The sequence below is a fragment of the Azospirillum sp. TSH20 genome (assembly GCF_003115935.1).
Taxonomy (GTDB): domain Bacteria; phylum Pseudomonadota; class Alphaproteobacteria; order Azospirillales; family Azospirillaceae; genus Azospirillum.
This window is the reverse complement of record NZ_LGQU01000200.1, coordinates 1-12,406: the sequence shown is the minus strand read 5'-3', so window position 1 is coordinate 12,406 and position 12,406 is coordinate 1. Positions and strand designations below refer to the sequence as shown.

The 12,406-nt window shown below is 69.6% G+C and carries 13 protein-coding genes and 1 pseudogene; 7 read left to right on the top strand and 7 right to left on the bottom strand.

The window, feature by feature from the left end; all coding sequences use genetic code 11:
• Positions 1-362 (top strand): EamA family transporter (locus TSH20_RS34020; RefSeq protein WP_146207513.1); only part of this gene is annotated, 362 nt, incomplete at its 5' end.
• A 70-nt stretch (positions 363-432) separates the two neighbouring features.
• On the opposite strand, the gene TSH20_RS34015 is transcribed toward TSH20_RS34020, so the two are convergent.
• From TSH20_RS34015 to mdcA, 7 genes are read right to left on the bottom strand one after another with little or no spacing between them, the layout of a single operon-like run.
• Positions 433-1,350 (bottom strand): acyltransferase domain-containing protein, encoded by a 918-nt coding sequence (locus TSH20_RS34015; RefSeq protein ID WP_109157222.1) that lies wholly within the window; start codon positions 1,348-1,350, stop codon positions 433-435.
• On the bottom strand, positions 1,347-2,222 hold the full coding sequence (gene mdcB, locus TSH20_RS34010) for a triphosphoribosyl-dephospho-CoA synthase MdcB (RefSeq protein ID WP_109157223.1): 876 nt from the start codon (positions 2,220-2,222) through the stop codon (positions 1,347-1,349). The genes TSH20_RS34015 and mdcB overlap by 4 nt, the downstream gene beginning before the upstream one ends.
• Positions 2,219-2,884, bottom strand: coding sequence for a malonate decarboxylase holo-[acyl-carrier-protein] synthase (gene mdcG / locus TSH20_RS34005; protein ID WP_109157224.1), 666 nt, complete (start codon positions 2,882-2,884; stop codon positions 2,219-2,221). The genes mdcB and mdcG overlap by 4 nt, the downstream gene beginning before the upstream one ends.
• Positions 2,874-3,590 (bottom strand): biotin-independent malonate decarboxylase subunit gamma, encoded by a 717-nt coding sequence (mdcE, locus tag TSH20_RS34000; RefSeq protein ID WP_109157225.1) that lies wholly within the window; start codon positions 3,588-3,590, stop codon positions 2,874-2,876. The genes mdcG and mdcE overlap by 11 nt, the downstream gene beginning before the upstream one ends.
• A 3-nt stretch (positions 3,591-3,593) precedes the next feature.
• A complete protein-coding gene (locus TSH20_RS33995) occupies positions 3,594-4,469 on the bottom strand; it encodes a biotin-independent malonate decarboxylase subunit beta (protein WP_109157226.1) in 876 nt (291 codons plus the stop codon).
• A complete protein-coding gene (mdcC, locus tag TSH20_RS33990; protein ID WP_109157227.1) occupies positions 4,466-4,801 on the bottom strand; it encodes a malonate decarboxylase acyl carrier protein in 336 nt (111 codons plus the stop codon). Before mdcC ends, TSH20_RS33995 begins: the two co-directional genes overlap by 4 nt.
• A 10-nt stretch (positions 4,802-4,811) precedes the next feature.
• Positions 4,812-6,455, bottom strand: coding sequence for a malonate decarboxylase subunit alpha (mdcA, locus tag TSH20_RS33985; protein ID WP_109157228.1), 1,644 nt, complete (start codon positions 6,453-6,455; stop codon positions 4,812-4,814).
• 362 nt (positions 6,456-6,817) lie between these two features.
• Here mdcA and madL point away from each other — a divergent pair, with 362 nt between their 5' ends.
• The 6 genes and pseudogenes from madL to eno form a co-directional block, all read left to right on the top strand.
• Positions 6,818-7,240, top strand: a complete 423-nt coding sequence (gene madL, locus TSH20_RS33980; protein WP_109157229.1) for a malonate transporter subunit MadL — start codon at positions 6,818-6,820, stop codon at positions 7,238-7,240.
• Positions 7,241-7,245: 5 nt separating this feature from the next.
• Entirely contained in the window at positions 7,246-8,013 is a 768-nt protein-coding gene (gene madM / locus TSH20_RS33975; RefSeq protein ID WP_109157230.1) for a malonate transporter subunit MadM, read from the top strand.
• A gap of 78 nt (positions 8,014-8,091) precedes the next feature.
• Complete coding sequence (locus TSH20_RS33970; RefSeq protein ID WP_169054812.1) at positions 8,092-8,796, top strand: GntR family transcriptional regulator; 705 nt, start codon at positions 8,092-8,094, stop codon at positions 8,794-8,796.
• Positions 8,797-9,000: 204 nt separating this feature from the next.
• Complete coding sequence (locus tag TSH20_RS33965) at positions 9,001-10,674, top strand: diguanylate cyclase (RefSeq protein WP_109157231.1); 1,674 nt, start codon at positions 9,001-9,003, stop codon at positions 10,672-10,674.
• Between the two features lie 203 nt (positions 10,675-10,877).
• Positions 10,878-11,759 (top strand): formate/nitrite transporter family protein, encoded by an 882-nt coding sequence (locus tag TSH20_RS33960; RefSeq protein ID WP_109157232.1) that lies wholly within the window; start codon positions 10,878-10,880, stop codon positions 11,757-11,759.
• A 205-nt stretch (positions 11,760-11,964) separates the two neighbouring features.
• Positions 11,965-12,406: pseudogene (gene eno / locus TSH20_RS33955) on the top strand (phosphopyruvate hydratase); the annotation flags it as partial.

The following is a 12,406-nucleotide window of genomic DNA, read 5'->3' as shown; positions in this document are numbered from 1 at the left end:
GGCGCCCCCCCCCGATGGTCATCACCGGCTGGCAGTATGTGCTGTGCGCCCCGCCGATGATCCTTCTGGCGGCGACGGAGACGAGGCCGGCGCTGTCCGAAATCCACCCCGAGGTTTGGGTCGGCTTCGCCTGGCACATCGTCTGTTCGCTCTGCGCGGCGCAGGCTCTGTGGTACGTCACCGTCCGCCGCCTGACGGTGGGCGAGGCGGCGGTCAGCACCCTGCTGATCCCCGTCGTCGGGGTGAGCGGCGCGGTGCTGCTGCTGGGCGACCCGGTGACGGCGCGGCTGGCGGCGGCGCTGGTGCTGATCCTGGCCGCCGTCGCCTGCGTGCTGGGACCGAAGCCGGCTGGGCGTCGGTGACACTTTCCCTTGGAGCCTCCCCCCTCTCCCCCCCGGGGAGAGGGGATTCCTCTTGCGACCTACAGCCCGTTCACCCGAGCTGCCGCTCCACCCAGGTGGCGGCACCGGACAGACTGCGGAAATCCGTCACGGCACGGACGGCCAGACCGGGATGCCGCTCGGCGGCCATGCGTGCCAGCGCGTTGCAGGGGCCGGTTTCCAGCAGGACGGTGCAGCCCATCTCGATCAGCCCGTCCAGGCAGGCCGCCCAGGTGACCGTCTCGGTCATCTGCCGGGTCAGTGCCGCCACCGCCCGCTCGCGCGTGTAGACCGGGGTGCCGTCGATGCCGGCCAGCACCGGCAGCGGCGGAGTCTGCAGGCCGCTCGCCGCCAAAACCGGTGAAAACTCCGCCGCGGCGGGCGCCATCAGGCGGGTGTGCGAGGCGATGGTGACCGACAGCGGCGTCACCGCGGCGCCCAACGCCAGAACTGCCTGCTCTACCGCAGCCAGTGTCGGCCGATGCCCACCGACCACGAACCGGTCGGCGCCATTCTCGATGGCGATGTCGGCACCGCAGTCGCTGCAGATCGCCTCCAATCGCGCCCGGTCCAATCCCCGCACGGCCAACAGCCCACCCGGCTCCGGGTCGGCGCGGTCCATCGCCTCGGCCCGCCGGATCGCCAGCCGAACCAACTCGTCGTCGGCGAGCGCGCCCGCAACATGGTAGGCCGACAACTCCCCCAGGCTGTAGCCGGCAACCGCACGCACCGGCGGCAGGTGGGGCCGCAGCGCCGCCCAGGTCGCCGCCTGGACCGCACAGAGCAGTGGCTGGGCGACAGCGTTGCGCTGCATCTCCGCCTCCGGCCCGGCGACCAGCGCGCGCGGGTCCTGCTCCATGACGGTGGCGGCCCGGTCCAGCACCGCCTGCGCCGCCGGCTCCCGCCGCAGCAGATCAAGCATGCCCGGCCCCTGCCCGCCCTGGCCGGAACAGAGAATCCCCAGGCTCATGCCCAGCCCTCCCGCAGGGCGTGGACGAAGTGGGCCGCCGCCAGCATGTCGGCGCTGCCGCCGGGTGACAGCCGGCGGGCGACGCAGGCGCGGTGCAGGGCCAGCGCCTCCGCCCGCCATTCGTCGCGGAACACCCCACCGCGGTCGAGGAAGCGGCGCGCCTCGCCCTGGACGAAAGCCAGACCGGCAAGGCCGCCGCGATGCAGCAGGTTGGTGTCCTCCAGTTCCGCCATCAGCGTAAACAGGGTCTGCACCAGCGCCCGTTCCGGATCGGCACCAGCGTCCAGCGTACGGCCCAACACCGGCAGGGCCAGCTTGAACAGCGTCGGAAACCCCTCCGCCGCCTCCTGCCGGGCGCCACGGGCGCCATAGCGCTGAACCGCCCGCGCGCCGTGGCTGTCCGGCTCCTGCGGTGCGGCACCCAGAATCCCGCCACCCCACAGTTCGGAGACAGTCTCGCCCAGTGCCGCGCCACCCAGCGACTGCCCCCGCCGCATCCGCCAGCCGGCTGCGGCGGCGAGGAAGCCGATCCCGAACACGGCCCCCCGGTGGGTGTTGATCCCGCCGGTCGCCGCCAGCATCCGGCGCTCGGCGGCGATGCCGAGGTCGCGCAACGTGGCGAACCCAGCCCCCTCCGCACCGGCAGCGGCGATGGCGCGGAAATAGCCGCGCAGGGCGAACAGGCTGCGCAGGAAGGTGCCCATGTCCATGTCGTCATGGCTGCCGCTGTCGAGCGGACTGACCAAACCCGGCTTCGGGTGAAGCGCCAGTTCGGAATAAAGGGCACGAACCGCCGTCCGCCCGACCACTGCCGCGAGCGGGTCGACAAGATCGGCCGGAAAGAACGAAACCGCGGCGCTGCTGCGGGTCATGCGGCATCCTCCCTGTCGAACAGCGCCAGCACGGACGGCAGGTCGCGCAAGTCCACCTCCGCCGGTCCCTTCACCAGCAGGCGGGCGGGCCGTCCGGCCAGTTCCCGCCACGCGACCGCCGCGCCGTCCGGCAGCAGGATCTCCCCGTCCAGCCTCGGAGTCCCGTCACCGGCTGCCGCCAGCAGGTCCAGCAGCCCGTCCAATTGCCACCGCTCGCGCGGGGCGAACAGCAGGTCGATGTCGGAATCCGGCCGGACATAGCCCAGCCCCGTCCGATGCTGCCAAGCCAGCGAGCCGTATACCGCCGGCGTCACCCCCACCGCCAGCGCCCGCCGCACCAGCTCCGCCAGCATCGCCCGCCACGCCTCCGGCGCCGCGTCCACCGCCTCGGCCAGCGGCAGCGGCCCCCAATGCTCGGCCACGGCATCCGCCGCCACGTGCAGGCCGATCCGCCGTTTGTCCGGGGTGGCGAGGCCCAGCCGAAGCTCCCCCGCCCCATCCCCCGTCCGGCCGCGCGCGATCACCAGCGGCCGGCCGGCCCGGCACCAATCCGCCACCTCCGCCCGCTCCGCCTCGGCCAAAGGGGAGCGCAGGCAGCCCGCCCAGCCCTCCCCCAGCCGGACCCAGCCGTGGCGCGGCCAGCCGACCATCTCAGGCGGCATCGCGCCGCACCCGGTCGGCCACCTTGCGGGCAAGCTGCCGGCCGCCACGCTCCTCGCCCAACTCCCGGCGCGAGTCTCCGTCCACCGGTGCGGCCAGCGCTTCGGCAAGGCAACTCGCGAGGTCGCCGTCCCACAGGCCGGCGATGGCGCCCATGCGGCGGTAGTTCTCCACGCCCGGCGCGAACACCGGCGAGGAGGCGCTCAGCTCCGTCAGCCGCTCCAGCGGGATCTTGGTGACGCGCGCCATCGCCGGCAGGTTCATCACCCGGATCTCGGCGTCGGGCAGGGCATAGCAGCGGTCGGCCAGCAGGCTGGTGGCGAGGAAGCCGCCGCTGACCGCCTGCCCATAGACCAGCCCCAGCACCCGGTGTCCTTTGCGCCGGGCCAGATCGATGCATTTTGCCAGATGCGCCATGTAGCCGTTGATGCCCAGCAGCTCATCGCGATGGCTCAGCCGCTGGCCCTGGGTGTCGACCAGCAGCAGGATCGGCCGGCCGGGATGGCGGCGCACCACCTCCAGCACCGCGCCGGCCATGCGGAAGGCCAGCTCGATGCCGATCGGCGTGTTGTCGACGGTGCCGATCACCGCCACCTCGGTGCCATAGACCCGGCCGGTGCCGTCGAAATACACACCGCCTAAATCTACATCTGCAGCGACCTCGTGCCCGTCCGGAAACAGCCGGTTCAGAAGACTCTTCACGTCCATGGCTCAGGCCCTCCGGTCGCGGACGGTGGCGAGGAAATCGGCGGTGTCGAGAATCGGCAGTTTTTCCGGTTCCTCCACCCCCAGCTTTTCCCAGATGTCGAGCGCGTCGCGGCAGTCGCCGAACCGCTCCAGCCGGCTGCCCAGCGCCGCATGCTCGGCTTCCAGCGCCGCCAGCGACAGGTCCGGCTTGCCGTCCAGCAAGGCCAAAGCGGCAGCGCGGAAGGCGGCGACGTCGTCGTCGACCAGACCGGCCGCCTCGCCCAGCAGATAGCGGTGCTTGCCGCCGACGGTGCGCCAGACCAGCGCGCGGTCGCGGCTGTCGAACTCCTCCACCCCCATGGTGGTCTCGATCACCTCGGGGCCCGACAGGCCGAGCCGCCCCTCCTCGCTCATCACCACAGCGTCGCACAGGCGCGAGACGATGCCCATGCCGCCGAAGCAGCCGAAGGTGCCGCCGTCCAGCACGATCACCGGGATGCCGGATGCCCGCACGGCCAGCACCGCGCGCATCACCTCCGACACCGCGATCAGCCCGGCATTGGCCTCGTGCAGCCGGACGCCGCCGGATTCGACCAGCAACAGGACACCGTCGGGGCGGGTGTCCAGGGCACGTTCCAGGAGACCGGTCAGCTTGGCGCCATGCACCTCGCCCACCGCGCCGCCCATGAAGCCACCCTCCTGCGCCGCGACCAGCACGCGGCGGCCGGCCAGCCGCCCCTCGCCCACCACGATGCCGTCGTCGAAGGCGGCGGGGGTGTCGAGCTGGCGCAGGTGCGGGCTGACCATGCGCTCGGTCGGCGGCAGGATCTCGCGAAAGCTGCCGGGATCGAGCAGGCCGTCCAGCCGGCCGCGGGCGCTGTCCTCATAATAGCTGCTCATGGCTGCGCTCCTCCGGCGAAGGCGTCCAGCGCCTGGTCCAGCCGCAGCCCGACCACGGCCGGGGTGGCGCCGACATCGTTGATGGAGATGCGGACGTCGGCCAGCGGATGGCGGGCGAAAACGTCGTCCAGCACCGCCTGCCACGTCGCGCCGAAGCCGACCGCAGCGGTCTGCACCTCGACGCGGCAGAGGCCGCCGAGCGGCGCCGGCTCCACCAGCACTTCCAGATTGCCGGAGCCGACGACGCCCACCAGGACGGACGGCGGCGGGGAGGCCACAGGCCCATTATTGAGATGCCGCCCGCCGCGATAGTCAAAAATCAGGGTTTCCATGGGTTTCGGCTCACCAGTTGCGGAAGCGCTTGGGCGGGTCGTACAGGCCGCCCGATGCACGCACGAGGTCCTTGACCGAGCGTGCGGCCAGCAGGTCGCGGGTCGCCATCCGCTTGTCGATGCCCAGATCCTCCGGCCGGCGGATGACGCCGCGGTCGCGCAAATTCTCAACCATGCGGCGGTCGCGCCCGCGCCCCACGGGCGTGTAGCCGGCGACGCCGCGGATCGCCTGTTCCCGTTCCTCGGCATTGCGGCAGAGCAGCAGGTTGGCGATGCCCTCCTCCGTCAGGATGTGGGTCACGTCGTCGCCGTAGATCATCACCGGCGGCAGCTCCATGCCGGCGCTTTCCGCCAGTTCCCAGGCGTCGAGCCGGTCGACGAAGGCCGGCTGCATATGCTCGCGGAAGGTCTCCACCATCTGGACGACCAACTTCTGGCCGCGCGGCATCTGCCCGCTGCCCTCCCGCGCCTCCCGCCCCGCCTTCAGCCACGCCGGGCTGGCATGGCGGCGCCCCCGGGCGTCGGCCCCCATGTTGGGCGCGCCGCCGAAGCCGGCGATGCGCCCCAGCGTGGCGGTGGAGCTGTTGCCGGCGAGGTCGATCTGCAACGTCGATCCGATGAACAGGTCGCAGGCGTAATGGCCGGCCGCCTGACACAGCGCGCGGTTGGAGCGCATGCTGCCGTCGGCCCCGGTGAAGAACACGTCGGGCCGCGCCTGGATATAGGCCTCCATCCCCAGTTCCGAGCCGAAGGAATGGACGCTCTCGACGAAGCCGGCCTCGATGGCGGGGATCAGCGCCGGGTGTGGGTTCAGCGCCCAATGCCGGCAGATCTTCCCCTTCAGCCCAAGCGAGTCCGCATAGGTCGGCAGCAGCAGTTCGATGGCGGCGGTGTCGAAGCCGATGCCGTGGTTCAGCCGCTGCACGCCATATTCGGCATAGATGCCCTTGATGGCCATCATCGCCATCAGCACCTGGATTTCCGAGATCTGCGCCGGATCACGGGTGAACAGCGGCTCGATATAGTGCGGCGTCGGGCTCTGGATGACGAAATCGACCCAGCCGCCGGGGATGTCGACGCGCGGAACCGTGTCCACCAGTTCGTTGACCTGGGCGATGACGATGCCGCGCTTGAAGGCGGTCGCCTCGACGATGACCGGCGTGTCCTCGGTGTTGGGACCGGTGTAGAGGTTGCCGGCGGCGTCGGCCGCCTGGGCGGCGACGAGGCTGACCCTGGGCGTCAGATCGACGAAATAGCGGCCGAACAGCTCCAGATAGGTGTGGATGGCGCCGACCGCGATCCGCCCGTCGGCCACCATGCGCGCCAGCCGCGCGCCCTGCGGGCCGGAGAAGGAGAAGTCGAGCTTCGCGGCGATGCCGCGCTCGAACACATCGAGATGCTCCGGCAGGGCCAGAACCGACTGCACCATGTGCAGGCCGTTCACCCGCGCCGGATCGACCGAGGCCAGGGTGCGGGCCAGGAAATCGGCCTGCTTCTGGTTGTTGCCCTCCAGGCAGACGCGGTCGCCCGGTTCCAGCACCGCTTCCAGCAGCGCACGGGCATCGGCGGTGGCGACGCGCTTGCCCTCCGTCAAACCGGCGGCGCGGGCCAGCCGCTCATCGCGGTTCCGCCCTTGCAGATTCCAGTCGCGCATGGCGGTCAGCCCCCGCGATGCCGGTGGGCCGTCGGCGCGCACACTCCGCGCCCGACAGGCTGGCGGTCGACCTGTGCGGACATGCTGTCCCTCCCTCTCGCTTGCGATGTGAATGCCAGCTTGCCGTATCCATACGGTCCCGTGAAGGCCGATTTTGTATACATCAAGAAAAAAATGGCAGTCACGGAATACGCGTTGCGATCAGGATCGGATTGCCGTATACCGTGGCAGCACAAACAATCTTTAAATCGAGCAATCCGTGCCCGACGGCGAAAGCCGCGGCCGGGCGACGGCTGCCGCGCTCTCGGCAAACTGTCACCACGCCCCCTTCGTGGGCTTGAGCAACGGAGAGGAGAAGGACCATGGTCGTCTATGGTGTCGCCCTGCTGTCGGCCTGCATGCTTGCGGGGCTGGTGGTCGGCGATCTGCTGGGCATCCTGATCGGGGTGAAGGCGAATGTCGGCGGCGTCGGCATCGCCATGCTGCTGCTGATCCTGTTCTCCGACCATCTGAAGCGGACGCTGCGCATGAACGCGCTGGCCGAACAGGGCATCCTGTTCTGGAGCGCGATGTACATCCCGATCGTCGTCGCCATGGCCGCGCAGCAGGACGTGGTCGCGGCGGTGAAGGGCGGTCCGGCCGCCCTGATCGCCGGGGTTCTGGCGGTGGTGCTCAGCTTCGCGCTGGTCCCGGTGATCGCCCGCATCGGCCAGCCGGTGGACGAACGTAATGAAATGTCGGAAGCCGATGCCGCCTGCGCCCTGCCCCTGAAGAGCGGAGAGTGACCGCCATGTTCGACGTCCTGACCAGCGTTCTCGTCAAGAACGGCCTGCTGACCGCCTTCGCCGTCGTCGGCGCCACCATCTGGGTGTCCTACTGGCTGTCGCGCATCCTGACCAACGGGCGGCTGCACGGCTCCGCCATCGCCATCATGATCGGGCTGGCGCTCGCCTATGCCGGCGGCGTGTCCACTGGTGGACACAATGGGCTGGCCGACATCAAGCTGCTGTCCGGCATCGGCATCATGGGCGGGGCGATGCTGCGTGATTTCGCCATCGTCTCCACCGCCTTCGGCGTCAGCTTCGGCGAGATCCGCAAGGCGGGGCTGAGCGGCGTGGTGTCGCTGTTCACCGGCGTGCTGCTGTCCTTCGTCGTCGGTGCGGCGGTGGCGCTGGCCTTCGGCTATTCCGACCCGGTCGCCATGACCACCATCGGGGCCGGCGCCGTCACCTACATCGTCGGGCCGGTGACCGGCGCGGCGCTGGGGGCGAGTTCCGACGTGATGGCGCTCAGCATCGCCGCCGGGCTGGTGAAGTCGGTGCTGGTGATGATCTCCACCCCCTTCATGGCGCCCTATATCGGTCTGGACAACCCGCGCAGCGCCATGGTCTTCGGCGGGCTGATGGGCACCACCAGCGGCGTGGCCGGCGGGTTGGCCGCCACCGACCCGAAGCTGGTCCCCTATGGCGCGATGACCGCGACCTTCTACACCGGGCTGGGCTGCCTGATGGGTCCGTCGGTTCTGTTCATCGCCACCCGCGCCCTGATGGGCGGCTGAGACGCCCCCCATCCTCTTCCACCATCGGCAAAGCCTGTCTATCCTGCCCGCTGGCGACGCCGCTCCGGAGATCCAGCCTTGGACCAGTTCGACCCCCAGTTCCCCGCGTCCGAGACCGACCTCGTCGCCGAGGAGAAGGGCCTGCTGTCGGACCAGATCAGGCTGGCGCTGGCCGACGAGATCGCCACCGGACGGCTGAAGCCGGGCACCCCGCTCGACGAACAGCAGATCGGCCAACGGTTCGGCGCCTCCCGCACGCCAGTGCGCGAGGCCCTGCGCCAGCTTGCCACCACCGGCATGGTGGAGGTCCGGCCGCGCCGCGGCGTGGTCGTCGCCACCATGACGGCCGAGCGCATCATGGACATGTTCGAAATGACGGCGGAGATGGAGGCGATGTGCGTCCGCCTCGCCACCTACCGCATCACCCCGGTGGAGCGCAGCCGGCTGCAGACCATGCATGAAGCGGCGGCGGAGATGGTCGCGGGCGGCGATCTCGGCGCCTATGACGACTTCAACCGCCGCTTCCACGAGGCGATCTATCACGCCACCCACAACCAGTTCATGGCCGAACAGGCGGTCGGCGTCCGCGCCCGCCTCGCCGCCTTCCGCCGCACGCAGCTGCGCCACGGCAACCGGCTGGCGACCTCCCACGCCGAGCATGGCGAGATCCTCGCCGCCATGGCGCGCGGCGACGGGGAGGAGGCGGCCCGCTGCATGCGCGCCCACATGCTGAACGCCAGCTGCGCGCTGACCCGCTACATACAGGAACTGGACCTGACCTGACGGAACCTGACCTGATCCGGCGGCCGGTTGGCCGAACGCGGAGCGGTAATATTCCAACAGAGCCGCGAACGAATATTACTGGCGCTGGCGCGCGATCCTGTTTGCCTGATTCAATCAGGGTCGTCCTGCAATGTTACATTTGCGTGAACTTAACGTTTTGGCCCGATAAAATGCTCGAACCTATCACCTTGGACTTTTGCCAACATGGGCGTCGCAGCCTGCACCAGCCAAACGTCCGATCAATGTTGGTCTACAAAAGATTTATCGGCATTTGACCTGATCGCCGATCCGGTCTGGCTGGTCGATCTGCAGACGGGCCGTACCCTGTGGGCGAATGCGGCGGCCTGCGCGCTTTGGGGCGCCCGGTCTGCCCGGGACCTCGCCGCGAGCGGTGGCCTTCCCGATGCGGTCCGGCAGCGGCTGCCCGAATATGCCCGGCGCCTCTCGGCAGGCGAGCGGGTCGGCGAATGCTGGATGGTGGCGGCCAATGGCGCGCAGGCCGTCCTATCCTGCGACTGCAGCGGGCTTCACCTGACGGACGGGCGGTTGGCGATGCTTGTCCATGGCAGGCCGCTCGCCACCACCACCGCCAATTCTTCCCCTTCGCCGCAGATGCGCCTGTCGCGCATGGTGGAGCATCTGCCGATGGCCGCCGCCTATGTCGAAGGCGAGCGGATCTTCATCAACCGCGCGGCGGAACGGCTGACCGGCTACCGGCAGGAGGATCTTCCGTCGATGGACGCGTGGTTCGCGGTCGCCTACCCCGGCCGCGACCATGAGGTCCGCCAGCGCTACGACGCGGCACGGCTGGCGGAAGCCTCGGTGCTGACCGAACTGCAGGTCACCTGCAAGGACGGCAGCCGCCGCTGGATCCGCTTCTTCGCCTACCTGACCCAGGGCGGGGAGGTGTGGCTGATGGAGGACGTGACCGACCACCGCGCCACGCTGGAGGCCCTGCACCACGAGCGCGCCGTCCTGCAAAGCCTGATCGATTCGATGCCGGACATCGTCTTCTTCAAGGACCGCGACGGCACCTATCTGAACTACAACCATGCCGCCCTCGACTATGTCGGCTGGAAGCCGGATGCGGACCGCCCGCTGCGCGACCTCGACATGGTCGATGCCGAAACGGCGGAGCGCCGCCGTCAGGCCGACCTGCGCACCATGCGGGAGGGAATGACGCGCGGTGAAGAGTGGTTCGTCTACCCCGACGGCCGGCGGCGCCTGATGGAGACCGTCAAGACCGCGTGCCGCGATCCGGAGGGCAGCATCCTGGGCGTCGTCGGCATCTCCCGCGACATCACCGACCGCCGCCAGATGGAGGAGATGCTTCGGCGCAGCGAGGCGGAGAAGGACCATCTCGCCAACCACGATCCGTTGACCGGCCTCCCCAACCGCCGGCTGTTCTTCGCCCGCACCCACGGGGCGCTTGCCCGTGCACGGCGCATCGGCCAGCCGCTGGCCCTGCTGTTCATCGATCTGGACGGCTTCAAGCCGGTGAACGACCGGCTCGGCCATGACGCCGGCGATCAGGTGCTGCGGGTGACGGCGGAGCGGCTGACCGGTTGCCTGCGCGCCTCCGACCTCGTGGCGCGGATCGGCGGCGACGAGTTCACCGTCCTGCTGGAGGGCGCCGGGTCCGTCGCCGACGTCGAGCGTATCGCCGACAAGCTGATCCATGCCGTGTCGGCGGAGATCACGCTCGGCCGCCAAACGCTGTCGGTGGGCGCCAGCATCGGCATCGCGCTCTTCCCGCAGGATGCGGACGATGCGCAGGACCTGCTGAAGGCCGCCGACGATGCGCTCTACCGGGCCAAGCATGCCGGCCGGGGCTGCTTCGTCGTCTGCGGCGCCCGCCCGAACGCCCGTCCGGCATGATGTAGCAACACTACAGAAGCGCAGCCGGTGCAAGAGCGATGCTGCGCCCTTTCAATACCCTGAAAATCCGCCGTTTCCTTGTGTCACCCTCTTCGATATGCGCCCCTCCCCTGCGACCGAATGGCCCAGGCGGTGCGCTTGCCAGCGCCGTCCCGACGGGAGTATGTAGTAAAGCTACATGGCGGCAGCGAGGACATCGACCGATGAACATGGACAGCAAGGATGTGGGAGGCTGGAGCCAGCCCACCCCGCAATCACTCGACGCGCTGATGCCCGACGCCATCGCGCTCGCCGCCGAAAATCTGGGCGTCAAGAAGGCCCATTACGACACCCCCACCCTGTTCGCCCTGGCGGTGCTGGCCGGCGCCTTCATCGCCTTGGGCGGCCTGTTCGCCACCGTCACCATGTCGGGTGCGGAAGGCATGCTGCCCTATGGGGTGACCCGGCTGCTGGGCGGTCTGGTCTTTTCCATGGGTCTGATCCTGGTGATCGTCGGCGGTGCGCAGCTGTTCACCGGCGACGCGCTGATGGTGATGGCCTGGGCCAGCGGCCGGCTGCATGCCCGCGAGATGCTGCGGGTGTGGACCACGGTGTGGATCGGCAATTTCGTCGGCGCCGCCGGCACGGCACTGCTGGTCTTCCTGTCCGGGCAATACACCTTCGGCCATGGCGCGGTCGGCGCCTCGGCGCTGTATTTCGCCGTTGCCAAGAGTTCGCTGCCGACGACACAGGCATTCTTCCTCGGCATCCTCTGCAACGTGCTGGTCTGCCTCGCCGTCTGGCTGGCGCTCGGCGCCCGCAGCGTCGGCGACAAGATCCTGGCGATCACCTTCCCGGTCGCCGCCTTCGTCGCCGCCGGCTTCGAGCACTGCGTCGCCAACATGTATTTCGTCCCGCTCGGCCTGCTGATCGAATGGGGCGCGCCGGACAGCTTCTGGCACGACCTCGGCCGCGCCGCGCCGTCGATCCCGGTCGGCCACTATCTGATCAACCTCGCCGCGGTCACCCTCGGCAACTGGATCGGCGGAGCGGTGATGGTGGGTGCCGTCTACTGGTTCATCTACCGGCGCCCCAAGCTGCGCTGAGCGACCGCAACCTTTCTCCGCCGGTTCATTCCTCTCTCCAAGCCGTCATCCCCGCGAAGGCGGGGATCCAGGCTGCCTCGCCGGCTTCCCTCCGCAAGCCCTGGATTCCCGCCTTCGCGGGAATGACGGTCGAAATCGAAGCGGCCCCCGGCTTGACCGAAACCGGCCCCACCGGACAACCTCCACACACGGGACATCCCTTCCCATGAGCGCCATCACCGAAATCCGCGCCCGCGAAATCCTGGACAGCCGCGGCAATCCCACCGTCGAAGTCGACGTCACCCTCGAGACCGGCGCCTTCGGCCGCGCCGCGGTTCCGTCGGGCGCCTCCACCGGCGCCCATGAGGCGGTCGAACTGCGCGACGGCGACAAGTCCCGCTTCGGCGGCAAGGGCGTGCTGAAGGCCGTGCAGTCGGTCAACGGCGAGCTGGCCAAGGCGCTGATCGGCATGGATGCCGCCGACCAGCGCGTGCTCGACATGACCATGATCGAGATCGACGGCACCGAGAACAAGAGCCGGCTCGGCGCCAACGCCATCCTGGGCGTGTCGCTGGCGGTTGCCCGCGCCGCCGCCGAGGATGCCGGCCTGCCGCTCTACCGCTATGTCGGCGGCGCCTTCGCCTCGCTGCTGCCGGTGCCGATGATGA